This window comes from Parenemella sanctibonifatiensis (assembly GCF_002250565.1).
In the GTDB taxonomy this organism is placed as follows: Bacteria; Actinomycetota; Actinomycetes; order Propionibacteriales; family Propionibacteriaceae; genus Parenemella; species Parenemella sanctibonifatiensis.
The window spans coordinates 249,731-273,949 of sequence record NZ_NMVJ01000006.1; the positions used below are offsets into that span (position 1 = coordinate 249,731).

The 24,219-nt window shown below is 68.9% G+C and carries 23 protein-coding genes; 15 read left to right on the top strand and 8 right to left on the bottom strand.

The annotated features are described in order from the left end of the window. Positions 1-72 precede the first annotated feature (72 nt). Positions 73-2,610: an alpha-glucan family phosphorylase gene (glgP, locus tag CGZ91_RS05745; protein ID WP_094453347.1), complete on the top strand. Its 2,538-nt coding sequence runs from the start codon at positions 73-75 to the stop codon at positions 2,608-2,610. 84 nt (positions 2,611-2,694) lie between these two features. Here the strand turns inward: glgP and glgX are convergent, their stop codons facing one another. Beyond that, entirely contained in the window at positions 2,695-4,887 is a 2,193-nt protein-coding gene (gene glgX, locus CGZ91_RS05750) for a glycogen debranching protein GlgX (RefSeq protein ID WP_094453349.1), read from the bottom strand. Between the two features lie 160 nt (positions 4,888-5,047). Between glgX and CGZ91_RS05755 the strand changes: the two genes are divergently transcribed. From CGZ91_RS05755 to CGZ91_RS05765, 3 genes are all read left to right on the top strand, one after another. Further along, a complete protein-coding gene (locus CGZ91_RS05755) occupies positions 5,048-6,226 on the top strand; it encodes a cysteine desulfurase family protein (protein WP_094453351.1) in 1,179 nt (392 codons plus the stop codon). Between the two features lie 68 nt (positions 6,227-6,294). Beyond that, complete coding sequence (gene mnmA / locus CGZ91_RS05760) at positions 6,295-7,392, top strand: tRNA 2-thiouridine(34) synthase MnmA (RefSeq protein WP_229116513.1); 1,098 nt, start codon at positions 6,295-6,297, stop codon at positions 7,390-7,392. Next, positions 7,385-8,422 carry a uroporphyrinogen decarboxylase/cobalamine-independent methonine synthase family protein gene (locus CGZ91_RS05765; RefSeq protein ID WP_094453353.1) on the top strand — a complete coding sequence of 346 codons (1,038 nt, stop codon included), beginning with the start codon at positions 7,385-7,387 and terminating at the stop codon, positions 8,420-8,422. The genes mnmA and CGZ91_RS05765 overlap by 8 nt, the downstream gene beginning before the upstream one ends. A 1-nt stretch (position 8,423) precedes the next feature. On the opposite strand, the gene CGZ91_RS05770 is transcribed toward CGZ91_RS05765, so the two are convergent. From CGZ91_RS05770 to CGZ91_RS05780, 3 genes are read right to left on the bottom strand one after another with little or no spacing between them, the layout of a single operon-like run. Continuing rightward, positions 8,424-8,870, bottom strand: a complete 447-nt coding sequence (locus CGZ91_RS05770; RefSeq protein WP_144276803.1) for a hypothetical protein — start codon at positions 8,868-8,870, stop codon at positions 8,424-8,426. Continuing rightward, entirely contained in the window at positions 8,867-9,235 is a 369-nt protein-coding gene (locus tag CGZ91_RS05775; RefSeq protein WP_144276804.1) for a hypothetical protein, read from the bottom strand. The genes CGZ91_RS05770 and CGZ91_RS05775 overlap by 4 nt, the downstream gene beginning before the upstream one ends. 28 nt (positions 9,236-9,263) lie before the next feature. Further along, positions 9,264-11,429, bottom strand: coding sequence for a NucA/NucB deoxyribonuclease domain-containing protein (locus CGZ91_RS05780; protein WP_144276805.1), 2,166 nt, complete (start codon positions 11,427-11,429; stop codon positions 9,264-9,266). Positions 11,430-12,253: 824 nt separating this feature from the next. Here CGZ91_RS05780 and CGZ91_RS14770 point away from each other — a divergent pair. Next, the gene (locus CGZ91_RS14770; RefSeq protein ID WP_407670851.1) at positions 12,254-12,508 is read left to right on the top strand and encodes a hypothetical protein; all 255 of its coding nucleotides are present in this window, start codon (positions 12,254-12,256) and stop codon (positions 12,506-12,508) included. Beyond that, positions 12,484-12,780: a uroporphyrinogen decarboxylase/cobalamine-independent methonine synthase family protein gene (locus CGZ91_RS14955; RefSeq protein WP_094453361.1), complete on the top strand. Its 297-nt coding sequence runs from the start codon at positions 12,484-12,486 to the stop codon at positions 12,778-12,780. Before CGZ91_RS14770 ends, CGZ91_RS14955 begins: the two co-directional genes overlap by 25 nt. A gap of 45 nt (positions 12,781-12,825) precedes the next feature. Here CGZ91_RS14955 and CGZ91_RS05795 read toward each other — a convergent pair whose 3' ends face one another. Together CGZ91_RS05795 and CGZ91_RS05800 are read right to left on the bottom strand one after the other, a co-directional pair. Next, entirely contained in the window at positions 12,826-13,287 is a 462-nt protein-coding gene (locus tag CGZ91_RS05795; RefSeq protein WP_094453363.1) for a hypothetical protein, read from the bottom strand. Then, entirely contained in the window at positions 13,272-13,877 is a 606-nt protein-coding gene (locus CGZ91_RS05800) for a hypothetical protein (RefSeq protein ID WP_144276806.1), read from the bottom strand. The genes CGZ91_RS05795 and CGZ91_RS05800 overlap by 16 nt, the downstream gene beginning before the upstream one ends. Before the next feature lie 221 nt (positions 13,878-14,098). On the opposite strand from CGZ91_RS05800, the gene CGZ91_RS05805 reads away from it, so the two are divergent. Next, entirely contained in the window at positions 14,099-14,587 is a 489-nt protein-coding gene (locus CGZ91_RS05805) for a hypothetical protein (protein ID WP_094453367.1), read from the top strand. A gap of 10 nt (positions 14,588-14,597) precedes the next feature. Next, positions 14,598-16,733 (top strand): NAD-dependent DNA ligase LigA, encoded by a 2,136-nt coding sequence (gene ligA, locus CGZ91_RS05810; RefSeq protein WP_094453369.1) that lies wholly within the window; start codon positions 14,598-14,600, stop codon positions 16,731-16,733. A 15-nt stretch (positions 16,734-16,748) separates the two neighbouring features. On the opposite strand, the gene CGZ91_RS05815 is transcribed toward ligA, so the two are convergent. Both CGZ91_RS05815 and CGZ91_RS05820 read right to left on the bottom strand, forming a co-directional pair. After that, a complete protein-coding gene (locus tag CGZ91_RS05815; protein ID WP_144276807.1) occupies positions 16,749-16,979 on the bottom strand; it encodes a hypothetical protein in 231 nt (76 codons plus the stop codon). Positions 16,980-17,058: 79 nt separating this feature from the next. Continuing rightward, entirely contained in the window at positions 17,059-17,709 is a 651-nt protein-coding gene (locus tag CGZ91_RS05820) for an ACT domain-containing protein (protein WP_094451139.1), read from the bottom strand. Between the two features lie 196 nt (positions 17,710-17,905). On the opposite strand from CGZ91_RS05820, the gene gatC reads away from it, so the two are divergent. From gatC to CGZ91_RS05855, 7 genes are all read left to right on the top strand, one after another. Next, positions 17,906-18,241 carry an Asp-tRNA(Asn)/Glu-tRNA(Gln) amidotransferase subunit GatC gene (gene gatC / locus CGZ91_RS05825; RefSeq protein ID WP_094453373.1) on the top strand — a complete coding sequence of 112 codons (336 nt, stop codon included), beginning with the start codon at positions 17,906-17,908 and terminating at the stop codon, positions 18,239-18,241. Next, the gene (gatA, locus tag CGZ91_RS05830) at positions 18,238-19,767 is read left to right on the top strand and encodes an Asp-tRNA(Asn)/Glu-tRNA(Gln) amidotransferase subunit GatA (protein WP_094453375.1); all 1,530 of its coding nucleotides are present in this window, start codon (positions 18,238-18,240) and stop codon (positions 19,765-19,767) included. Before gatC ends, gatA begins: the two co-directional genes overlap by 4 nt. Positions 19,768-19,778: 11 nt before the next feature. Then, a complete protein-coding gene (gatB, locus tag CGZ91_RS05835; RefSeq protein WP_094454101.1) occupies positions 19,779-21,257 on the top strand; it encodes an Asp-tRNA(Asn)/Glu-tRNA(Gln) amidotransferase subunit GatB in 1,479 nt (492 codons plus the stop codon). A gap of 20 nt (positions 21,258-21,277) precedes the next feature. Beyond that, positions 21,278-21,628: a phosphoribosyl-AMP cyclohydrolase gene (gene hisI / locus CGZ91_RS05840; RefSeq protein ID WP_094454103.1), complete on the top strand. Its 351-nt coding sequence runs from the start codon at positions 21,278-21,280 to the stop codon at positions 21,626-21,628. Positions 21,629-21,692: 64 nt separating this feature from the next. Continuing rightward, positions 21,693-23,183, top strand: a complete 1,491-nt coding sequence (locus CGZ91_RS05845) for an anthranilate synthase component I (protein ID WP_094451136.1) — start codon at positions 21,693-21,695, stop codon at positions 23,181-23,183. Further along, on the top strand, positions 23,180-23,881 hold the full coding sequence (locus CGZ91_RS05850) for a Trp biosynthesis-associated membrane protein (RefSeq protein WP_144276808.1): 702 nt from the start codon (positions 23,180-23,182) through the stop codon (positions 23,879-23,881). Before CGZ91_RS05845 ends, CGZ91_RS05850 begins: the two co-directional genes overlap by 4 nt. A 90-nt stretch (positions 23,882-23,971) precedes the next feature. Next, positions 23,972-24,211, top strand: coding sequence for an HGxxPAAW family protein (locus CGZ91_RS05855; protein WP_229116094.1), 240 nt, complete (start codon positions 23,972-23,974; stop codon positions 24,209-24,211). Positions 24,212-24,219 lie beyond the last annotated feature (8 nt).

Genomic DNA, 24,219 nt, shown 5'->3' on the forward strand with positions numbered 1-24,219 from the left:
GGGGTCGGGGCGCACCGAAAGTTCAACTGACGATGCGCCGTTTTTTGGGAGCGGAGCCAGTACCCTTGGGCCGTGCGCGCGATTCGACGACTCAACGTCCACCCCGTCCTGCCGGCGGCTCTGGAACCCCTCAAGGAACTGGCTCTCAACCTGCGTTGGGCCTGGCACCGTGACACCCAGCTGCTCTTCCGGGCAGTCGACCCCGAGTTGTGGGACGAGATGGGCCCCGACCCGACCCGACTGCTGGGCCGGGTCAGCCCGTCCCGGCTCGCCGAGCTCGCTGAGGACACCACCTTTGTGCGGAATGTCGAGCGAGCTGCCCGCGATCTTGAGGACTACCTGTCGGCCGACCTGTGGTATCAGCGGCAGGCCCGCGAGGAGGCGCTGCACGGCATCGGCTACTTCTCGGCCGAGTTCGGCATCACCGAGGCGTTGCCGCAGTATTCCGGTGGCCTGGGCATCCTGGCCGGCGATCACCTCAAGGCGGCCTCGGACCTGGGCGTGCCGATCATCGGCGTCGGGCTGCTTTATCGGGAGGGCTACTTCCGGCAGTCGCTCAATGCCTCGGGCTGGCAGCAGGAGCGCTATCCGGTGCTGGACCCCCATGACATGCCGCTGCGGCTGCTGCTCGAGGACGGCGAACCGGTGCAGATCACCGTGCCGCTCGGCGACGGCGAGCTCACCGCCCAGGTCTGGATCGCCCAGGTCGGTCGGGTGCCGTTGCTGATGCTGGACTCCAATCTGGCCGCGAACACGCCCGAACAGCGCCACGTCACCGACCGGCTCTACGGTGGCGACGCCGACCACCGGCTCGCCCAGGAAGTGCTGCTGGGTGTCGGAGGCGTACGCGCGCTGCGGGCGTACTGCCGCATCACCGGCCGCCCCGCGCCCGCGGTCTATCACTGCAACGAGGGCCACGCCGGCTTCCTGGGCCTGGAGCGGATCCGCGAATACATGGCCGAGGGCCTGGACTGGCAGACCGCGGTGGAGCACACCCGCGCCGGCAATGTCTTCACCACCCACACCCCGGTGCCGGCCGGCATCGACCGGTTTGGCCGTGAGAAGGTGGCCGACCAGTTCGGCGGCTTCGGGGACCTGCCCGTTGACCGGGTGCTGGCGCTGGGCAGCGAGGACTACGAGGGCGGCGACCCCGGTGTCTTCAACATGGCCGTGATGGGCTTCCGTCTGGGGCAGCGCGCCAATGGTGTGTCGAAGCTCCATGGGGTCGTGTCGCGCGAGATGTTCCAGGGCCTGTGGCCGGCCTTCGACACCTCCGAGGTGCCGATCCGCTCGGTCACCAACGGCGTCCACCATCGGACCTGGATGCACCCCGAGCTGCTGGAGCTGGTCGAGGCTCGCACGGGCGATGCCGCCTCGGTCACCGACGGCAGTGACTGGTCGGCCATCGACCGGATCGACGACAACACGTTGTGGTCCCTCAAGCGACAGATGCGCGGTGAGCTGGTCACCGATGCCCGCGTCCGACTGGCGCGCTCCTGCCGCCAGCGCGGTATCGGCGGGGAGTGGGTCAGCAATGCGCTCAGCCCGCACACCCTGACGCTGGGCTTCGCGCGGCGGGGCGCCTCGTACAAGCGGCTCACGCTGATGCTCACCGATGCCGACCGACTGGCACGGCTGCTGAACGATCCGGACCGCCCGGTCCAGATCGTCATTGCCGGCAAGTCCCATCCGGCCGACGACATCGGCAAGTCGCTGATCCAGCAGATGGTGCAGTTTGCCGACCGGCCCGACGTACGCGGCAAGATCGTCTTCCTGCCCGACTACGACATTTCGCTGGCGCGGACCCTGTATCCGGGCTGTGACGTGTGGATGAACAACCCGCTGCGCCCCTACGAGGCCTGTGGCACCTCGGGCATGAAGGCGGCCATGAACGGCGCCATGAACCTGTCGGTCCGCGACGGCTGGTGGGACGAGCTCTACGACCGGCGCTGGGGTTGGGAGATTCCCTCGGCCGAGGCCACCATCGATCCGCAGTTGCGGGATCGACAGGAGGCGGAGTTCCTCTACGAGATCATCGAGAGTCAGATCGTGCCGCTCTTCTACGAGCGCGACAGCCAGGGCCTGCCGACCGGCTGGCTGCGGATGATGCGCGACTCGATCGGCCGACTCGCCCCGCAGATCACCGCGGGTCGGATGGTGCGCGATTACGTACAGGAGCTCTACCTGCCGGCCGCCGACGCGAGCGCCGATTTCGATCGGGACGGCTTGGCGGCCGACCTGGCGCAGTGGAAGCACCGCGTACGCGATGCCTGGTCCGGGGTCGAGGTGGTTTCGGTCGACCAGGACGACCGGGTCGCTGCGCTGGGGGACACCCTCGACTTTGCCGTCGAGGTCCGGCTCGGTTCGCTGTCGCCTGGTGACGTGGCCGTCCAGGTCGTCACGGGCGAGGTCGACGACCACGACGTGCTGCACGAGGTCAGCACCCACGTGTTGAGCCACGCCAACGGCGGGGACGGAACGTATCGGTACGAAGGCCAGGTCACCCCGGCAGTGGCCGGCACGCTGGGCTACACGGTGCGAGTGATTCCGCACCACCGCGGCCTGGTGTCGGGCGCCGAGATGGGCCTGGCGGCGGTCGCCGAGGGCTGAGCCGGGCACCGCGACAACGGTCACAAACAGCAGAGCCCCGCCTCGACCGAGGCGGGGCTTTGCTGTGTCAGCGGACTGGTCGGCTCATTCCTCTTCGTCGGAGCCGGCGGTCCCGACCTGCTCGATCTCGTCGTCCCGGAAGGTCGCCTGCAGCATCAGCAGGCTGTGGCCGTGCAGCTCGACCTGCGCGCCCGCGGCGTACTCGGCGGCGTGTTCGCCGGGCACCCCGGAGCTGGCGACCACCTTCCAGTGTTCGGCCCACGGCTCGCTGGGCAGCGTCAGCGTGGTGCCGTTGCCGCTGCTGTTGTGCCACACCAGGAAGGCGTCGTCCTCGTCGGAGACGTACATGCCCAGGCTGCGTCGACCGTCATCGTTCCAGTGGCCATCGGTCATCGGTCCGTCCTCGGCGAACCAGTAGACCTCCTTGCGTCCCAGGTCAGCGCCCTCGTCGTCGACGATCTCCTCGGCCTCCCGGAACACTTCGGGCCGCAGCACCGGGTGCTGGGCACGCAGCCGCAGCAAGTTGCGGGTGAATTCGTAGAGGTCGCCCCACTCCTCGCGGGTGTCCCAGTGCACCCAGGAGATCGGGCTGTCCTGGCAGTAGGCGTTGTTGTTCCCCTGCTGGGTGCGTCCCATCTCGTCGCCGGCGGTGAGCATCGGTACGCCGGCCGCCAACACCAGGGTGCCCATCAGGTTCTTGGCCTGCCGGTGCCGTAGCGCGGTGACGGCCTCGTCGTCGGTGTCACCCTCGGCGCCACAATTCCACGACCGGTTGTCGGAGTGGCCGTCGCGGTTGTCCTCGCCGTTGGCCTCGTTGTGCTTGTCGTTGTACGACACCACGTCGCGCAGCGTGAAGCCGTCGTGGGCGGTGATGAAGTTGACCGAGCTGGTCACCGGTCGGCCGCCGTGGTTGAAGACGTCCGAGGAGCCCGACAGCCGGGTGGCAAGCTCGCGTACGCCGGCGACCTGGGAGCGCCAGTAGTCGCGGGTGTAGTCGCGGAACCGGTCATTCCACTCCGACCAGTCCTGACCCCACTGACCCACCTGGTAGCCGTAGGGACCCATGTCCCAGGGCTCGGCGATCAGCTTGACCTGGCTCAGCACCGGATCGTTGCGGAAGGCCTGCTTGAAGGGATGGTTCTGGTCGACGTGGTGCTGTTCGTCGCGGATCAACTCGGTGGCCAGGTCGAAGCGGAAACCGTCCACACCCATGTCGGTCACCCAGTAGCGCAGCGAGTTCAGGATCAGATCCAGGACGCCGGGCTGGGAGGTGTCGACCGAGTTGCCGCACCCGGTCACGTCGTAGTCGTTGTGCAGGTCGTCGGTGAGCCGGTAGTAGCCGGCGTGGTCGATGCCACGGAAGGACAGCGTCGGGCCCTCGTGTCCGCCCTCGCCGGTGTGGTTGTAGACGACGTCGAGGATCACCTCGATGCCGGCCTCGTGGAAGGCGCTGACCATGTCCTTGAACTCGGTGACCTGGTGGCCCAGGGTGCCGACCGCGCTGTAGGCGGCGTGGGGCGCGAAGAAGCCCAGCGTGTTGTAGCCCCAGTAGTTCGACAGCCCGCGTCCCACGATGAAGGGCTCGGAGACGAAGTGCTGGACCGGCAGCAGTTGGATCGCGGTGACGCCCAGATCGAGCAGATGCTCGATGACGGCCGGGTACGCCAGCCCGGCGTACGTCCCGCGCAGGTGCTCCGGCACGGCCGGATGAAGCTGCGTCATGCCTTTGAGATGGGCCTCGTAGACGATCGTCTCGCTCATCGGGCGGCGGCGGTCCACTGGCTTGGGCGGCGGGCTGGGCGCGACGACAACGCTGAGCGGCACGGCCATCAGCGAGTCGGTCGGGTCCAGCTCATAGTCGTCATGGCTGGGGTGGTCCAGGATCGGACCGTTGTAGTCCACGCCACCGGTGATGGCGCGGGCGTACGGGTCCAGCAGCAGCCGGGCCGGGTTGAAGCGCTTGCCCTGCGGCGGCTCCCAGTCCCCGTGGACGCGATAGCCGTAGCACTGCTCGGCCTCGACGCCGGGCACGAAGACCGACCAGACGCCGTCGTCGCCGCGGGTCATGTCGTGGTTGCGTTGGCTGCGGTCCTCGGCGACCAGCGCCAGTTCGACGCGGGACGCACGCGGGGCCCAGACAGCGAAGTGAGCGCCACCGTCGCGGAGATGGGAGCCGAGCGCCGCCGAGTTTTCCGGTCGCGGCAGCGGGCCGAGCTCCTCGCGCGCCTCCTGGATGGGATCAACCGAGGGGGCATCGGTGGTGCTGTTGGCGTCCATGGACCTACTTTCTCGCTGCGGACATGACAAACCTCGCACGCGGCGAGGCAGGACCATTGTGCCTTGCCCGGCAAAGCAGTGGCACAGCGGCGCCGGGGCCGGGGTGTCGCAGCGGGCACAGCCGGGGCCCGCGATGGTGCGGATGTGGTTTGCTCGGGGCATGGACCAGCCGCGCGCCCGTGATGATCGCAGCTATCTCGACCACGCTGCGTCCTCTCCGCTGCGTCCCGAGGCCGCCCGGGCGATGACCGAGGTCTGGGCGATGGCCGGCAACCCGAGCTCCCGGCACGGCAGCGGCCGCGCGGCCAAGGGGCTGCTGGAGGATGCGCGGGAGTCGATCGCGGAGGATCTGGGGGCCGATCCGGCCGAGGTGATCTTCACCAGCGGCGGGACCGAGGCCGCCACGCTGGCCGTGTTGGGCAGCATCGGCGCCCGCCCGGAGCGACCCGCGTACGCCGTCAGCGCGGTGGAGCATCCCGCCATCGACGGCATTGCCGTCCCGTACCGGGAACGCATCGAGCTGCCGGTGGGGCAGGGCGGTGCCGGATTCGGCAGGGTCGATCCGATCGCGGTGGCTGATGTCGCGCCCCGGTGCAGCGTGGTGTCGGTGCAGTGGGTCAACAACGAGACCGGCATCGTGCAGCCGCTCACCGATGTGGTCGCCGCGGCCCACGAGGGCGGTGCCTGGATCCACACCGATGCGGTGCAGGCGCTCGACACCATGCCCGTCGACTTCGCCGCGCTGGGGCTGGATCTGCTGAGCGCCAGCGCCCACAAGTTCGGCGGGCCGGTCGGCGTCGGGATCCTGCTGGCCCGACGGGAGGCCGAGTTGGTACCGGTGGGGGCCGGCGGTGGCCAGGAACGTCGGGTGCGCAGCGGCACGGTGCCGATGGCACTGGCCGTGGGGATGGCGGCCGCGCTGCGGGCCGCCCGCGCCGAACGCGAGCAGCGCCACGAGCGCGACCGGCGCTGGCGCGCGCAGATCATCGAGGCTGCCCAGCGGCTGCCCGAGGTCGAGGTCCGCGGTCTCGATGGCGTCGATGGTGGGCAGCAGCCCAGCATCCTCAACCTGGGCATCCTGGGCGCGAAGTCGGAGGATCTGCTGGTGTTGCTGGACCGCGCCGGCATCGATTCCTCTGCCGGGGCCGCCTGCCAGGCCGGCGTCCAGCGCGACAGCCACGTGCTGGCGGCGCTCGGGATCGACCAGGCCCGCAGCGGCAGCGTACGGCTGTCATGGGGATGGAGCACTGGCCAGGCCGACATCGACCGGGTCTGCGCGGCGCTGCCCGACGTCGTGGCCAAGGCGAGGGCTGCCGGTGCAAAGAAGGTGGGTTTTTGACGGTTCGGCCTTAGGCTGGTGGGGCTTCCAGGGCGTGTGCCCTGATGTGACCGAGGAAGGACGTGACCGTGCAGGTACTCGCAGCCATGTCAGGCGGGGTGGACTCCGCCGTCGCCGCTGCCCGGATGGTGGCGCAGGGCCACGACGTCACCGGCGTACATCTGGCACTGTCGCGCAACCCGCAGTCCTACCGTTCCGGCGCGCGTGGCTGCTGCTCGCTGGAGGACAGCAACGACGCGGCCCGCGCGGCGACCAAGCTGGGCATCCCGTTCTACGTGTGGGACCTGTCGGAGGAGTTCCACGAGGAGGTCGTGGAGGACTTCCTCGCCGAGTACGACGCCGGGCGTACGCCGAACCCCTGCCTGCGCTGCAACGAGAAGATCAAGTTCGCCGCCGTCCTCGACCGGGGCATCGCCCTCGGCTACGACGCCGTCGCCACCGGCCACTACGCCCGCCTGACGACCGGGCCGGACGGGCTCGAGCTGCGCCGCGCGGTCGACCCGGGCAAGGACCAGTCCTACGTCCTCGGCGTGCTGGACGCCGACCAGTTGGCGCACTCGCTCTTCCCGCTGGGCGACTCGTTGAAGTCCGACGTGCGCGCCGAGGCGGCCGCGCTGGGCCTGTCGGTGGCGAAGAAGCCCGACAGCCACGACATCTGCTTCATCCCCGACGGTGACACCGTCGGCTTCCTCACCGACCGTCTCGGCGCGCGGCCCGGCAGCATCGTCGACGAGTCCGGGGCGACGCTGGGTGAGCACGACGGCACGTACGGCTTCACCGTCGGCCAGCGCAAGGGCCTGCGGCTGGGCCGGCCCGCCGACGACGGCAAGCCCCGCTACGTCCTGGACATCGAACCCGTCACCAACACCGTGACCGTCGGCCCGCGTGAGCACCTCGCCGTCGACCGCATCACCGGCATCCGGCCGATCTGGACCCAGCGGCCGCTGGTGGGGACCCACCGGCTGGAGCTGCAGTTCCGCGCCCACGGGGCTCCCGTACCGGTGACGGCGGAGTTGTCGGCCGACGGCTGCACGCTCACGCTCGACGAGCCGGTCCAGGGCGTGGCGCCGGGCCAGGCCGCCGTGCTGTACGACGGCGACCGGGTGGTCGTCGCGGCGACCATCGAGAGCGCCGCGCGGACCTCGGAACTGGCCGGCCGTGGCTGACCCGGCCCCCCGCGTCACCGGCCTGGGGTCCTGGCCCGGCACCGACCAGGCCGCCGCGACCCGCCTGACGCTCGGCGAACTGCCCGACCTGGCCTACCTGCCCGAGCTGCCCGACCGCGGCCCCGAGTCCGGGATGATCGGGCGTGGCTGCGCGCTGCTCGACGGCGTCGACACCGACCGCGTCCCCAGCGGCTGGCGGCTGTCGCCCGGGACCGGGCTGGAGCAGGTCCGGGCCGCCCGCCGGCTCCGCGAGAACGTCGACCTCCTCGAGGAGGAGGCCCAGGAGTATCCGGGCCGGGTCACGCTCGGCGTGGTCGGGCCGTGGACGCTGGCCGCCTGCCTCGAGCTGCAGCGCGGCGAGAAGGTGCTGAGCGACCTGGGCGCCGTCCGGGACATCGCGCAGGCGCTGGTCGGTGGTGTACGCCGCTGGCTCGCCGACGTGCAGCGCCGCCTGCCGGGGCCGGTGGACCTGAGGTGGGACGAGCCGTGCCTGTCAGGTGTCCTGCAGGGCCGGATCCGCACCGCCTCGGGCTACCGCCACTACGACCCGGTGCCGCTCGAGATCGTTGCCACGGTGCTGGGAGAGGCCGTGGGCGCGATGACCTCGACCGGGGCGCGGGTCGCGGTCCACAGCTGCGAGAACCTGCCGCCGCTGGAGGCACTCGCCGAGGCGGCCGTCCCGGCGTGGTCGGTGCCGGCGGCGTACGTGGACCCGGCGAAGATCGAGCGCTCCGATCGGCTGGACCGCGTCGGCGTGCACCTCGAGGCGTCGATGCGGAGGGACGAGGGGAGCGGGCTGTGGCTCGGGCTGGGCCCGGCCGACCCGCGTACGCCGCTGCCGAGCGTCGACGCCCTGGTCGACGAGGCGCTGGCGGTGCTGCGGCCACTGGAACTGGGGCCCGGTGTCGCGCAGCGCACCGTGCTGACGCCGACGTGCGGTCTGGTCGGCTTCCGCGAACGCGATGCCGTGGAGCTGCTGCGCCGCCTCGGCTCGGCCGCCGCGCTGCTGCCGGAACTGCTGTCGCGCTGACTCAGAGCATCCACTCGACGGTGCTGTCGGCGTGCTCGTCGACGATGGCTTGGGCTTGGCGGTCGGATTCGGCGACGGCGTCGCGGATGAGGGCAGTGTCGTCGAGGTAGGCCTTGATCAGTTCCTGACCCTCGGCAGTCCGGTTGCTCGCCTCTAGCTCTGCGGTGACCGGCATCCATCCCTGCATGAGTTCGACAAGGAAGAGCCATTGGTCGCGGCGAAGGACGAGCATGACGGTGGTGTCGTCGGTGTAGGAGGGCAGTTCTCCGTACGTGCGCGGGTCTTGCGCGTCGACGGCGTCGCGGATCTCGGCGACGCGGGCATGGAGACCGCGCCAAGGCGCGTCCCCTTCGCCGAGGTCTCTGCTATCCCCGATGACCTTGGCGAGGTGTCTCCAGACGAATCCTGGGGTAGCGGCGATGGGGATGACGCGGTAAGGGTCGATCATGCGGGCCACCACCATTCGGGGGCGCTGGTGAGCGGGAGCCACCGGCGCATGTTGGCGCGGTGGTCGTTCGCGGCGACGTCGCGGTCTATGCAGGCGAAAGCCTCGGGGAGGTCCACGCTGGATTCCACAAAGCTTCGGACGTAGGCCCATTGGTCACGGCGCAGACAGATGCGCTGGGTGTGGTTGGGATTGCCGGGGCTCGATGGTTGAGCGTCCCAGGCCACGAGGATCGCCTGCCAGAACGACATGTCGGCGGTCATCCCCTCCAACGGTGGATCTGGGACGTAGGGACCCTCCAATGCCTCGCGTACGGCCTTCGCCTCCGGAGTCGGCAACACGACCGGGACGATCTCGATAGTCGACACGGCGATCTGGGGAGAGTCGTGGGGGGGGTCAGCGGTACTCGCCATATGGAGGGCCTCCTGGTACCCACGTGATGAATCCGTTCTCGAAGAAGGAGATTCGCGCTCCTGCCGCTGCCGGGCTGGCTTCCTCCGTTCCTTGCGGGTAGCCGAACGGGCCGTTCTCGGCGCCGTTCTCCACCCAGTGGGCTTGGATCAGACCATGAACACTGCCGACGCCACTGGTGGGTGACCAGTAGATGGATCCGTGCTCGAAGTGGCTGACGCAGCCTCCATCGCGGAGGCCGCACGACTCGTTCGCCACTGGGTAGCCCAGTGGGCCTGTCTCCCACGAGAGGGTTGAGTAGTGGTTTAAGATCTCGCCGCGGACAAACCGGGGCGGGGTTGCTTGGGACGAGTAGATCATGCCCCCTTCGAAGCGCTGTGCGCATCCTCCGTTGCGGAGGCCGCAGAACTTGGATCCGGTCGGAACTCCGAGCGATCCACCCTCGTAGGACTGCTGTCCGTAGGGAGAAAGGAATGCGTTGTCGACCCGGAAGGCGTCTGTCTTGAGGGTCCAGTAGATGTTGCCCTTGGAGAACCGCTGGACGCGCACATGAGTGGCCGTGCCGGTGAATTCGTCGCCGAGAGGGTAGCCGAGGCCTGCGAGAGCGCCGTCCTGTCGGAAGCGGTCGAGGATCCTGCCCTTGACGAGGTCCACATGCGGCCGTGACGACCCTTGCGCGAGAACTCCCCGTTCGAAGGTCTGGTTGCAACCGCTCGTCGTGCACTCCGCGCCCGAGGTCGGCAATCCGAGCTCGTGGGCGCCGCCCTCGGCGTCGTAGCGATCAAGGAACTGGCCGTCGAAGACGGGATGGGCTCCGGACCTCAGCGACCAGTAGACTGTTCCTTCGTCGAACGTCTGGCTACAGCCGCCGCCGGGAACGTCGCAGTGCTCGTTCTCGAGGGGGAGGCCGAGGCCTCCGTAGGCCGAGTAGCCAGCGTAGATTGCGCCGTGGACGACCAGCGCCTCACCTCCCTTCAAGACTGCCATTCCGTGCGCGAACATCATGATGCAAGCGCCTCCGGCACAGACGGCAGGGCCGAGGGGGGCGCCAAGCTCGTGGGGCTCGACAGCGTCCTCCAATTGCTGCTGCTCCTCCTCCGTTGGCTGGTCTTCCTCTTCTGGACTGCCGTCGGTGAATGCAATCCTGAACTTGTCTCCGCTCAGAACTCTGTTCGCATCGTATCCTTCGAGCAGCTTTTGGCCGGCGACGGCATTATGTTGGGCATTAATGAAGCACTCGCTGATGCCGGTTCCATCGTTCTCGGGAAGGGTGGGCATACTGCACCAAGGGAAGGTGTGGCGGACTCCAGTGCCGGCAGGATTGGCTGCTCCCTCCACCGTGCTGGCGAAGGGGAACTCGTCGCACTGCGTTCCGTCGGGCCGGTCCGCTGGCGTCCAATGGCAAGAGCGATTTCGGTTCTTACCCTTCTCAGCAGTAGTGGCCCGGGTGAGTTCGGAATAGTTCGACATGGCGAGGAAGCCCTCAACGTGTCTGGCGAACTCCGGAGCACTGGATCGCGAGAAAACCACCGTTGGTATAAAGCCTGGAAAAATGCACCCCGCCCGCACTCTGACGCCCCGCTCGTGATCGCACCGGGCCTGGGCTGTGCCGTAGGGAACCTCCTCGTACGCGTCCCAGTCGTCGGGGAACGGCCCCTGCCAGTCCGTGATGCGCATGGTAATCGACCAATCAGCGCTGACGGCCCGTCGGGGTGCTCGATTGCCGATCGAGACGACTCCCGAAAACTCGGAGAACCAGTGATCCGCATCAATCTGCCGGGTCTCGCAGTTGGCGGGTGAGCCGGCGAGGGTGCACCCGAAGCTGGTCGGCCGGATCTGGTCGGCCTGGTATCCTTCTTGATTCACTCGGTAGACCTCGATCTTTGACGACCATGCGGGAGAATTACTGGTCGTCGTGACCTCGATCCGGATGAGGAAGGTCGCGGCGGCCTCCTCGAAGATGCCACCAAGCGCGGGTCGGGTGACGCGCTTCTTATGGTAAACGCAGGCGGTCGTGCGGCTGCCCAGCTCCCAGCCCTCGGGGCCAATTTGGGGGTCGGTGGCGCCGCACGGCTTGGTTGCATCCGGAGGGTCCCTCCGGGCCACCCTCGGACTCGAGTCCAGCTCGGCGAGATACTCCTCAAGGGTCAACTCCTCGACCTTCGGCGCGCAGAGAGCGTCGGCAGTCCAGGAGCAGGTCGCGGTTGGGAGTGAGGGCGTCGGCCCAGGAGAGGCCAACGACGGCCTGGGCGTCTGCCCGCTGGACGGGGTGACCGCAGGGGAGCCCGGGGATGGAGGCGGACTGGGGGAGGGAGTCCGATCGCTCGTGGGTTGATCGCCAGTTGGTGTCAGCTGCCCCGGAGACGGCTCGGTCGTGGTGGGTGAAGCTTCGGTAGGTTCCACCGGCGGGCTGGACGCACTGCCAGGGGTGATGGCCGGGGTTGCTGGCGGTACCGGGTGCGCTTGTGCGACCAGCAACACCGCGACCCCCAGGCTCAGGGCCAGGATCGATCCGGATCTGACCCAGCGTCGAGCCTTGCTCATCCTATGCCTCCAATGCTTTATGTCCTGCCAGAACGCTAATGCCGATCTCTCGGATGCGTCCCCAGCAGATGGTGGCCGCTTGGAGCCATGGCCCCAGACGGCCTCGACTCGGGCGTCCCGTCGGTGGTCCCGCCGACGTCTGCGCGACGGTGGCGTCACTCGCAACGAGATTGACCCCCATGGGTTCCGAGACCTCGATCCGTCATCGTGGGACCGGCACCATGAGCTGTGCCAGATCCTCGATGACCATCGGTGGCGCTATCACGTGCTCGATTCACCGACGGTGAGCGACGGCGAGTATGACGCGCTGATGCGCGAGCTGGAGGGGCTAGAGGAGAAGTTCCCCGACCTGCGTACGCCCGACTCACCCACCCCAGCAGGTCGGCGGGCCGCCGACCACCACCTTTGCCCCGGTGGAGCACCTGCGCCCGATGACCAGCCTGGACAATGCGTTCAGCCGCGAGGAACTCGACAAGTGGTTCGTCCGGGCCGAGACCGCGGATCCGGCGTACGACTGCGAGCTCGAGATCGACGGCCTGGCGGTCGACTCCGTGAAGAGGAGGAGGCCCAGGAATACCTGGGCCGGATCACGCCGGGACTGGCCGGCCCGTGGACCTTGGCGGCGCACCTGGATCCGGCGCGGGTGGGGCGGATGGATCGGATGGACCAGGTCGGCGAACACCTGAGCGCGGCGCTGCACAGCGACGGTGCCCGCGGCGAGGGGCTCTGGTTGGGCCTGGGGCCGGTGGACCGTGGTGAGGCGCTGCCGAGCGTTGACCGGCTGGTGGACCAGGCGCTGGCGGTGCTGCGTCCCCTCGAGCTCGGCCCCGAGGTGTGTGGCCGGCTGGTGCTGACTCCGACCTGCGGGCTGGTGGGCTTGCGCGAGCCCGAGGCACTCGAGCTGCTGCGCCGACTCGGGGCCGCGGCGGAGCTGCTGCCCGAGTTGCTGTCACGCTGACCTGGGCGGGCGTACGGCGCAGGCCGGTCTGCCCTGAGCGCCGGCTCAGAGCATCCACTCGATCGTGCTGTCGGCGTGCTCCTCGACGATGGCTTGGGCCTGTCGGTCGGAGGCGGTGACCGCGTCGCGGATGATGGCCATGTTGGCAAGGTCGGCCTGTACCGATTCCTCGAGTTCGTCCGGGGGGATCCGGCATTCTGGCCACCGCGAGACCTCCATCCAGCCGTGGATGAGTTCGACGAGGAAGAGCCATTGGTCGCGTCGGAGGACCAGCAAGACGATCGTGTCATCAGTCTCGGAGTGGAGTTCGCCAGCCGCTCGTGGGTCTTGCGCGGCGATCGCGTCCTGAATCTCGTGGACCCGTGCGGTGAGTCCGCGCAACGTCTCGCGGCCCTCCAGGAAGTGTTGCCAGCTGGCTTCGGTTGGAGCGGCGAGGCCTCCCCACGCGAACTGGGCGGTGACATGGATGGGGATCACTCGGTAGGGGTCGATCACGGCAAGGTCCACCACTGCATCGGTTTGTCGCCCACGAGGAAGTACCAGCGTCGATCGAACGAGCGGCGGTCATTGGCGGCCACGTCGTGTTCGATGCACTCGAAGGCGGCGTTCAAGTCTGTTTCGGTGCTCAGCAGGCTGCGGATGTACGCCCATTGGTCTCGGCGCAGACAGACGCGGCGGGTGGGGTGTGGGTTGTCAGGGTTACGTGGCTGGGCGTCCCACGCGGTGAGGATGGCGTGGTGGAACGGAAGGTCGGCAGCCATGCCATCCAGGGGCGCTTCCACTGGCCAGTCCAGAGCCTGGCGGATGGCGTCGGCTTCGGCCATCGGGAACACCACCGGCACCAGTTCGATGGTCGAGACGGCGATCTGTGGCAGCGGCCCGGGACGGTGCCGAGGCGGCAGAGCGGGAGGCTTGTGCTGTTCCTGCTGCTGGCGCTCGCGCTCGGAGTCCGAGTCCTCGCGGGGCTGGGGCAGGGGGCGGCCCGCCTTTCGCATTTCCTGGACGTACTCTTCGATGGTCAACTCAACGGCTGTCGGGGAGGCTTGGTCGGGGGTGGCGCGACGCCGAGGCGGATCTTCCCCACCTGTGTTCGTCATGGTCGTCCTCGTCGTGGGCGTTGGCTGTCTCCTGAATGACTGCGTGCGGCCGGTGAACCCAAACGCTATCTCTTGACGGGAGGACGTGTGCACGGGGCCTCGGCGCACCATTGACCGATAATCGACGATGTGCCAGCCTGTGACCAGGGGCAGTGTTGCCCGCGGAGGGAGATGCTTGCCCCAGCCTGCCCTGTTTCAGAATCCCTCATTTCAGGAATCACATGCGCATCGTCCTCAATGTCATGATCGGCGCCGTGGTCGCCCTTGTCCATGTTCTTTTCGGCGGGCTCATAGCTGTGCAGATCTCGGCCACTGAAGGTGGCGCCGTCGTCGACCTGAGCAACGCCGTCGCTTCCGTCCGCGACCCTGGGCCGGCGCCACTGGCGAACGTGGCCCTCGTGATCCTCGGATGCGTGGCGCTCGGCCTGATCGGGGCGCTCCCGGGACAACGGCGTGACCAGCGCCGGACGGCGCGACCCATCGCGTACGTGGTTATCTCGCTCGCCCTGATCGTGACGGCCCTCCGCGTAGAGGTCTTTCCGCCGGAGGGGTTCTTCCTCGGCCCGCTGGGTTGGCTGGTCGAAGGTGGCCAGGACTCCTCGGTGCAGCTCAGCTGCGCCCTCGCTGCGGTCGTGGTCGTGATGTCGTCGATCCGTGGCCGGGTCAGTGCCGACCGCGACGGATCGGAAACTGTCACCGACGACCACTAGATTGACCTGCATGACCGCAGAGTCCGAGCCCGACACCGCCGATCTGCCCGCGACCACCGCCGAGGCGGCGCCGGCCGCGGATCCGTCATCGCGGGACCGGCACCATGAGCTGTGCCAGATCCTCGATGACCATCGGTGGCGCTATCACGTGCTCGATTCGCCGACGGTGAGCGACGGTGAATATGACGCGCTGATGCGTGAGCTGGAGGGGCTGGAGGACCGATTCCCCGACCTGCGCACGCCGGACTCGCCGACCCAGCAGGTCGGCGGGCCGCCGAGCACGACCTTTGCTCCGGTGGAGCACCTGCGCCCGATGACCAGCCTGGACAATGCGTTCAGCCGCGAGGAACTCGACAAGTGGTTCGTCCGGGCCGAGACCGCCGACCCGGCGTACGACTGCGAGCTCAAGATCGACGGCCTGGCGGTCGACCTGGTGTATCGCAACGGCCGGCTGACCGGCGCCGCCACCCGTGGCGATGGCCGCACCGGCGAGGACGTCACCGCGAACGTTCGGACCATCTCCTCGATCCCGCAGCACCTGACCGGCGAGGACGTGCCCGACCTGCTCGAGGTGCGCGGCGAGGTCTTCCTCGGGGTCGCCGAGTTCGCCGACCTCAACGCCAGCCTGGTCGAGGCGGGCAAGACGCCGTTCGCCAATCCCCGCAACTCGGCTGCCGGATCGCTGCGCCAGAAGGATCCACGGGTCACGGCCACCCGGCCGCTCGACTTCATCAGCCACGGCCTCGGCGTCGTCGAGGGAGTCGAATTCACCTCGCTGTCGGAGGCCTTTGCCAAGCTGGAGGAGTGGGGGATCCCCACCAGCAGCGACCGCCGGCTGTGCCGTACCCCCGATGAGGTGTGGGCCTTCATCGAAGAGGTCCAGGACCGCCGCCACGCCTACCGACACGAGATCGACGGGGTGGTCGTCAAGGTCAACGCCTTCACCGACCAGGAGCGGCTCGGCTACACCACCCGGGCGCCACGCTGGGCCATCGCCTACAAGTACCCGCCCGAAGAGGTCACCACCAAGCTGCTCGACATCCGGGTCAACGTGGGCCGCACCGGCCGGGTCACCCCCTACGCCGTCATGGAGCCGGTCAAGGTGGCCGGCTCGACGGTGGAGATGGCAACCCTGCACAACAGCAACGAGGTACGCCGCAAGGGCGTCCTGATCGGCGACACCGTGGTGCTGCGCAAGGCCGGCGACGTCATCCCCGAGGTGCTCGGCCCGGTCGCCGACCTTCGTGACGGCAGCGAGCGAGAATTCGTGATGCCGACCGAGTGCCCGGCCTGCGGCACCACCCTGGCGCCGGCCAAGGAGGGCGACGTCGACATCCGCTGCCCCAACCAGCAAAGCTGCCCCGCCCAGCTGAGGGAACGCCTCTTCCACCTCGCCTCCCGGGCCGCACTCGACATCGAGGTGCTCGGCGAACAGGCCGCAGATGCGCTGGTGTCGGCCGGACTCATCACCGACGAGGGTGACCTGTTTGCGCTGACGGCCGAGGACCTGGGCCGCTCACCCTTCTTCACCCGCGACGACGGCGAACTGACCAGCAACGCCCACCGGTTGATCGCCAACCTGGATCAGGCCAAGACGCGGCCGTTCGCCAAGTTTCTGACAGCGCTGTCGATCCGGCACGTCGGCAAGGGCGTCGCCCCCGATGTGGCGGCCGCCTTCGGCTCCATCGACAAGTTGCAGGCCGCCAGCGAGGAGGACCTGCTGGCCGTCGACGGCATCGGACCCACGATGGCCAAGGCCATCCGCGAATGGTTCGAGGTCGACTGGCATCGCGAGATCGTCCGCAAATGGCAGGAGGCTGGCTGCGTCATGGCCGACCCCGAACCGGAAGCCGGTGCGGAGACAGTCGAGCAGAATCTGGCCGGAGTGACCGTCGTGGTCACCGGCAGCATCCCCGGCCACACCCGCGACTCCGCCGCCGAGGCGGTCACCAGCCGCGGCGGCAAGGTGTCCGGATCCGTGTCCAAGAAGACCGCGATCGTGGTGGCAGGCGACAGCGCCGGCTCCAAGCTGGAGAAGGCGTACGCGCTGGGCCGCCCGGTGCTGGCGGCCGAACACTTCGAGGTGTTGCTGGAGCAGGGACTGGAGGCGGCGCTCGAGTTGGTCGAGGCTCCCGCTGAGGAGTGAGGTGCGCCGGCCGGATCAGCCCTGGCCGGTGGCCTGCTCAAACATGGTGATGATCTGGTCGATGATGTACCAGCCCCAGGCGAACACGGCGACCGCGCCGATGACCAGGGCCACCACCACCAGCCAGCGCTGAATCTTCTTCCAGCGGGTGGTCGGCACCTTGCGGGGTCCCCACGCACCCAGTTTGGGCTGCACGCGGACCGGAGTCCGGCCGTTGAGGTTCAGCTGCGAGGTGAGGCGAGGCACGGTGACACTGTAACGCGGCAACACTCGAGCGCGGGCACACTCCAGCGCGGGCACACTCCAACGCGGGCACGCGCCGGGCTCAGGCCAGCCGGGCCAGGTAGCGCAACCGCACCAACTCGCTGTCGACGAACGGCGGGCCGCCCTGGCGACCGACCACGATGCTGAGGTTGCGGTCCGGCACATTCACCGGGGCGCGGGCGACCAGGGTCTCGCCCCAGTCCGGCAGCCAGCCCTCGGGCAGCACCAGCGCGTCGGCGGTGCCGCGAGCGCTGCCGTCGGTGGCGGGCCAGGGGCCCAGCCGGTCCCAGGCGTCACCGGCCAGATCGGGGGCCATCGGAGAGGCGTGCAGCACCTCACGGCTGTCGACATCGGCCAGCAGTGCCCAATGGCAGTGGAACACCGCCGGGGCATGCTCGGTGAGCAGCCACGGCGCCCGCTCCGGGTCCGAGGCCATCTGCTCCAGCAGCGACAGATCCGAGAGCAACCCGGCCGTGGTGGGGTATCGGCTCAGCCACAGCACCTCGACATCGGGCAGCGCATTGCACGCCGACACCAACGCATCGGGCAGCACCTGGGTCGGCAGACTCACCATGAAGTCATCCAGAGCTGTCTCCTCGTCGCGCTCGACGATCTCCACGGCCAGGATGTCGGCACCGACCGAGCCCATTGCGGTCGCCACCGCACCCAGGGATCCGGGACGGTTGGGGACGACGACACGTACGAGCAGCACGCCTGTCAGTCTCCGCGAATCGCGGCCGGGAATCAATCCCGATCCCGGTCGTCGGGGCAGCCGGACGGCGTTGCCGGCACTGCTTGGTCGCCGCCTCATCAGGAATCTCCGAACCCACTACACTGCCCAATGACCTTGCGGCGTGGCCCGCCGCAGGGGTGGGCCATCGCCCACAGCACTGTGTTTTTTGAACGGCATGTTTGAACGGCATGACATTTCTGACGAGGAGAGCGGCGTGGCGCTGAGCGCACAGGACGTGGCTCGACTGGGCGATCTGGCCCGGATCGAGCTGACAGCCGAGGAACAGGAACGACTCGCCCCCCAGCTGGACCAGATCCTGGAATCGGTGTCGCGGGTGCAGGAGGTGGCTGGTGAGGACGTGCCGCCGACCTCCCATCCGATGCCGCTGACCAACGTCTTCCGGGACGACGAGGTGCAGCCCTCCCTCACCGCCGAGCAGGCCCTGGATCAGGCGCCGTCGGCCGAGATGGACCGCTTCCGAGTGCCGCGGATCCTCGGGGAGGAAGCATGAGCAGCGAGATCCTGCGCAGCACCGCCGCCGGACTGGCCGAGGCGATGGCTGCTGGCGACCTGACCAGCGTCGAGATCACCCAGGCCCACCTGGACCAGATCGCGGCCGTGGACGAGCAGGTGCATGCCTTCCTGCACGTCGACGGCGAACGCGCGCTGGCCGCCGCGAAGTCCGTCGACGACCGCCGCGCCGCAGGGGAGAGCTTGGGCGCCCTGGCCGGCGTACCGCTGGCCCTCAAGGACGTGCTCACCCAGCAGGGCGCGCCGACCACCTGTGGCTCGAAGATGCTGGAGGGGTGGCACCCGCCCTTCGACGCGACCGTCACCCGTCGGCTCATCGATGCCGGCGTGATCATCCTCGGCAAGACCAACATGGACGAGTTCGCGATGGGCTCCTCCACCGAGAACTCCGCCTACGGCCCCACCCACAATCCGTGGGACCTGGACCGGATCCCCGGCGGCTCCGGCGGCGGCTCGGCCGCAGCCCTGGCCGCCTTCGAGGCGCCGCTGGCGATCGGCACCGACACCGGCGGTTCGATCCGCCAGCCCGCAGCCGTCACCGCCACCGTCGGCGTGAAGCCGACCTACGGCGGCGTCTCCCGCTACGGCCTGGTGGCGCTGGCCTCCAGCCTGGACCAGGCGGGGCCGTGCGCGCGTACGGTGCTCGATGCCGCCCTGCTGCATGAGGTCATTGCCGGCCACGACCCGCGCGACTCGACCTCCATCGATGCGCCGGTGCCCGACGTGGTCGCCGCAGCCCGCGAGGGTGACGTGTCCGGCATGAAGGTCGGCGTGGTGCGCGAGCTCGGCGGTGAGGGGTACGCCCCCGGCGTCGAGGAGAACTTCCAGCGCAACGTGGCCCTGCTGGAGAAGCTCGGGGCCGAGATCGTCGAGGTCTCCTGCCCGACGTTCGACTACGGCCTGGCCGCCTACTATCTGATCCTGCCTTCGGAGGCCTCCTCCAACCTGGCGAAGTTCGATGCGATGCGATTCGGCCTGCGGGTCGGCGACGACGGCCTCAACTCCACCGAGGACGTGATGCGACTCACCCGCGGCGCCGGCTTCGGCGACGAGGTCAAGCGCCGCATCATCATCGGCACCCACGCCCTGTCCGCGGGCTACTACGACGCCTACTACGGCTCGGCCCAGAAGGTGCGTACGCTCATCAGCCGCGACTTCGAGCAGGCCTTCAGCCAGGCCGACGTGCTGGTCTCGCCGACCACGCCCACCACCGCCTTCAAGCTGGGGGAGCGGGTCAACGATCCGCTCGCGATGTACAAGAACGACCTGTGCACCATCCCCTCCAACCTTGCCGGGAACGCCTCGGCGTCCTTCCCCGGCGGCCTGTCCAGTGACGACGGTATGCCCGTGGGCTTCCACGTCATGGCGCCGCCGATGGCCGACGACCGGCTCTACCGGGTCGGCGCAGCGTTGGAGCGGGAACTCACCCAGGAGTGGGGCGGCGCCCTGCTCGACCAGGCACCGGCGCTGGCCGGCAGCCTCGCCGCGAAGGGAGCGTCCAAGTGAGCATCGATGTGATGGAGTACGACGAGGCGCTGGCCAACTTCGACCCCGTGATGGGACTTGAGGTGCACGTGGAGCTCGGCACCCGCTCCAAGATGTTCTGCGGCTGCTCCACCACCTTCGGCGCCGAACCCAACACCCAGGTCTGCCCGGTCTGCCTCGGCCTGCCCGGCTCGATGCCGGCGGTCAACGGCAAGGCCATCGAGTCGGCCATCCGGATCGGCCTCGCGCTCAACTGTGAGATCGCCGAGTGGTGCCGGTTTGCCCGGAAGAACTACTTCTATCCGGACATGCCCAAGGACTACCAGATCTCCCAGTACGACGAGCCGATCGCCTTCGACGGCTGGATGGACGTCGAGGTCGACGGCGAGACCTACCGGATCGAGATCGAGCGCGCCCACATGGAGGAGGACACCGGCAAGTCCCTCCACGTTGGTGGCGCCACCGGACGCATCCACGGCGCGGCCTATTCGCTGCTGGACTACAACCGCTCCGGCGTCCCCTTGGTGGAGATCGTCACCAAGCCCATCGAGGCGACCCGGGAGAAGGCACCGGCCGTGGCACGGGCGTACGTGCAGCAGCTGCGTGACCTGATGCGTGCCCTGGACGTGTCCGAGGCCAAGATGGAGCAGGGCAACCTGCGCTGCGACGCCAACCTGTCGCTGCGACGTACGCCGTCCGACCCGCTGGGCACCCGCACCGAGACCAAGAACGTCAACTCGCTGCGCAGCATCGAGCGGGCGGTCCGCTTCGAGATCTGTCGGCAGGCAGCGGTGCTGACCGCCGGTGGCAGCATCCGCCAGGAGACGCGCCACTGGCAGGAGGACTCGGGCACCACCAGCCCCGGTCGTTCCAAGGAGACCGCCGAGGACTACCGCTATTTCCCCGAACCCGATCTGGTGCCGGTGGCGCCGTCGCGGGAATGGGTCGAGGAGCTTCGCGGCACGCTGCCCGAGCCGCCGGCCGAGCGCATGAAGCGGCTGGTGGAGCAGTGGCAGTTCTCCGACCTCGAGATGCGCGACGTGATCGCGTCGGGGGCGACCAATGTCATCGAGGCGACCGTCGAGCAGGGCGCCAGCCCGCAGTCGGCCCGCAAGTGGTGGATGAGTGAGCTGGCGCGCCGGGCCAACGAGGCCGGCGTGGAACTGGAGGCCGTCGGGATGACCCCGGCCCAGGTCGCCCAGCTGCAGCGGCTGGTCGACGCCGGCACCCTCAACGACAAGATCGCCCGTCAGGTCATCGACGGCGTGTTGGCCGGCGAGGGTGACCCCGAGGCCGTCGTCGCGGCCCGCGGGCTCGCGGTGGTGTCCGACGACGGTGCGCTGTCGGCCGCCGTCGACGAGGCGATCGCCGCCAACCCTGATGTCGCCGACAAGATCCGCGGCGGCAAGGTCCAGGCCGCGGGTGCCCTCATCGGTGCGGTGATGAAGCAGATGAAGGGTCAGGCCGACGCCGGACGGGTACGCGAACTGATCCTCGAGAAGCTGTCGTGACCGAGTCGGAGCAGGCCCCCATCGTGCGCAAGAGCTTCGACGTGTCGGGGCTGCCCTGGCCCGACAACGGCCTGCTCCCGGTCATCGCCCAGGAGGCCGACACCGGCACCGTGCTGATGTTGGCCTGGATGGATGCCGAGGCGCTGCGGCGTACGCTCGCCACCGGCCGGGCCACCTATTGGTCGCGCAGCCGGCAGGAGTACTGGGTGAAGGGCGCCACCTCCGGGCATCACCAGCGAGTCCGTTTGATCCAGCTCGACTGCGACGGCGACGCGATCCTGCTGAGCGTCGACCAGACCGGGCCCGCCTGCCACACCGGGGCGCACTCCTGCTTCGAGGTCGGCGTACGCCTGACCCCGGATACGCCCTGAGGTCAGCGCGAACCACCACGACGTCACCACCCGACATCAGCCCCACCCGAGAGGAATGCCACCGATGGACCTCCAGCCGAGCCTGGCCGACTTCGTGTCCCAGGCCGACCACCAACGTGTGATTCCGGTGTGGACCACGGTGATGGCGGACGACTGGACCCCGGTCGGGCTCTACGACCACCTCACCGGTGCCGCGGCGGACAGCTTCCTGCTGGAATCGGTGGAGGCCGGCGTGTGGTCGCGCTATTCCTTCATCGGCATCTCCAACGTCGCCACCCTGACCGCCCGAGATGGGGCCGCAGTCTGGCGGGGGCAGCGCCCCGAGGGGTTGCCCGAGACTGGTGACCCGCTGCAGGTGCTGGAGGAGACCCTGGCCGCCCTGCACACCGAACGCGCCGACGAACTGCCGCCCCTGGTGAGCGGACTGGTCGGCTACCTCAGCTATGACGTGGTCCGCCGCTGGGAGAACATCGGCGACAGCAACCCCGACGAGCTCGGCATCCCGGAGCTGAACTTTGCCTTGGTCGGCGACATCGCGGTGTATGACCACCACACCGGCCGCCTGCACCTGGTTGCCAACGCGATCAACCTCGACGGTTCCGCCGACCGGGTCGAGGAGGCGTACGCCGATGCGGTCGCCCGGGTCGAGAAGCTGCGCGCCCGGCTGGATGAGCCGCGCCGACCGTGGGGCGAACACCACGACCCGAGCCGGACCCCCGGTGAGGTGGTGCGTCGCACCTCGAGCGAGGACTATCAGCAGATCGTGCGTGACGCCGTCGAGGAGATCAGGGCCGGCGAGATCTTCCAGGTGGTCCCGAGCCAACGCTTCGAAATCGAGACCGCCGCCAGCCCGCTGGCGATCTATCGGCAACTACGCCACGCCAACCCCAGCCCGTACATGTACCTCTACCAGTACGAGGACTTCGCGGTGGTCGGCTCCAGCCCGGAGGCCTTGGTGACGGTGTCCGGTGGCAGGGTCACCACCCACCCGATCGCGGGCACCCGGCCCCGGTCGGAGGACCCCACTCAGGACGCCGCCCATGAGGCCGACCTGCTCGCCGACCCGAAGGAACGCGCCGAGCACCTGATGCTGGTGGACCTGGGCCGCAACGATGTCGGCCGGGTCAGCAAACCCGGCACCGTTGCGGTCACAGAATTCATGCAGGTACGCCGCTACAGCCACGTGATGCACCTGGAGTCCACGGTGACCGGCGAACTCGCCGACGGGCAGACCCCGCTCGGCGCGGTTCGTGCCTGCTTCCCGGCCGGAACGCTGTCGGGCGCACCGAAGGTGCGGGCGATGGAGATCATCGAACGGGTGGAGTCGACCCGGCGCGGCCTCTACGGCGGCGTGGTGGGCTACTTCGACCTCGCTGGCAACGCCGACATGGCCATCGCCATCCGCACCGCCGTGATCAAGGACGGCAGGGCCATCATCCAGGCCGGCGGCGGAGTGGTGGCCGACTCGGATCCGGTCGCCGAAGACACCGAGACGGTCAACAAGGCCAAGGCGGTGGTCCGGGCGATCGGGCTGGCCGAGCAGTGGTCCTCGTGAGCGGATCCGACCATCCCACGAGCGCGACGCATCCCACGAGCGCGACGCCATCGGTGTCGCGCTCGCTGGTCGGGCTGGTGCTGATGGCGGCGGCAATCGGAGGTCTCGCCGCCGCCGCGCCGGACTGGTGGTCGGTGCAGGCCGAGCAGTCACCGGAGGTGACGGTCGCCGGGGCCGCGGTGCTGGGCCGCGGGTTGGCCCTCGCAGTGCTCGCCGGCAGCGTGCTCGGCTGGCTGCTGCACGGGATGGGGCGCCGCATCCTCGGCGTCGTGATGGTGTTGCTCGGCATCGGCATGGTGGCCGCCGTGCTGGCCGAGCCACTGCCGTCCGAACTCGAAGTGCTCACCGAACTGCGGCAGGTGTCGCTGGCGACTGAGTACACGCTGGTACGCGCGCCGTGGCCGTGGCTGCATCTGGCCTGCGGCGGTGTGGTGTCGCTGGCTGGCGCTGCGCTGGCGTATTGGTCGTTGCGCTGGCCCTCGGCCAGCCGCCGCTTCGAGACCGGCGATTCCGACAGCTCGGCCGATTCCACCGGAGGAGCGCGTGCTGCCGAGGAGCCCTCGCTGGACCTTTGGCGCAGTCTCGACGAGGGCCAGGACCCGACCGTCGACGACGACCAGCCGGAGGAATCGGAGCCGGGCGCTGAGCCAGCGACCCCGGATCATGGGGCCGACGCCGAGGACCGTCGCGCCGAGTAGCCCATTCCCGGGGCACAAGCACTAGTCTGGGGCCATCGACCCCGTGACGGGCGGTCTGTCATGCCGTCAGTTGGATGAAACGGAGCAGAAGTGAGTGAAGACGTGAGCAAGTCGGGCGACCAGCGCACCCCGCGTGACTACCACCATGGGCGCAGCCCCGCGGCCTGGGCCGGGACCATCCCGGTGACCATCGCCTTCCTCATCGGATCCATCGCCTTCCTCCTCCCCGGCGGCGTCAACTGGCTGCTGGTGGGCATCTCCGCGGTCATCGTGGTGCTGTCCCTGATCGCAGCGATCGTGCTGCGTGAGCTCGGCTACGGCCAGAAGTGAGCGCCGGC

Coding starts and splice junctions, on each gene's coding strand:
- glgX (WP_094453349.1), bottom strand. CDS start 4,887: ATGGACGCCAACAGCACCACCGATGCCCCCTCGGTTGATCCCATCCAG.
- CGZ91_RS05755 (WP_094453351.1), top strand. CDS start 5,048: ATGGACCAGCCGCGCGCCCGTGATGATCGCAGCTATCTCGACCACGCT.
- CGZ91_RS05770 (WP_144276803.1), bottom strand. CDS start 8,870: ATGATCGACCCTTACCGCGTCATCCCCATCGCCGCTACCCCAGGATTC.
- CGZ91_RS14770 (WP_407670851.1), top strand. CDS start 12,254: ATGACCAGCCTGGACAATGCGTTCAGCCGCGAGGAACTCGACAAGTGG.
- CGZ91_RS14955 (WP_094453361.1), top strand. CDS start 12,484: ATGGACCAGGTCGGCGAACACCTGAGCGCGGCGCTGCACAGCGACGGT.
- CGZ91_RS05800 (WP_144276806.1), bottom strand. CDS start 13,877: ATGACGAACACAGGTGGGGAAGATCCGCCTCGGCGTCGCGCCACCCCC.
- CGZ91_RS05805 (WP_094453367.1), top strand. CDS start 14,099: ATGCGCATCGTCCTCAATGTCATGATCGGCGCCGTGGTCGCCCTTGTC.
- ligA (WP_094453369.1), top strand. CDS start 14,598: ATGACCGCAGAGTCCGAGCCCGACACCGCCGATCTGCCCGCGACCACC.
- gatC (WP_094453373.1), top strand. CDS start 17,906: ATGTTTGAACGGCATGACATTTCTGACGAGGAGAGCGGCGTGGCGCTG.
- gatA (WP_094453375.1), top strand. CDS start 18,238: ATGAGCAGCGAGATCCTGCGCAGCACCGCCGCCGGACTGGCCGAGGCG.
- gatB (WP_094454101.1), top strand. CDS start 19,779: ATGGAGTACGACGAGGCGCTGGCCAACTTCGACCCCGTGATGGGACTT.
- CGZ91_RS05845 (WP_094451136.1), top strand. CDS start 21,693: ATGGACCTCCAGCCGAGCCTGGCCGACTTCGTGTCCCAGGCCGACCAC.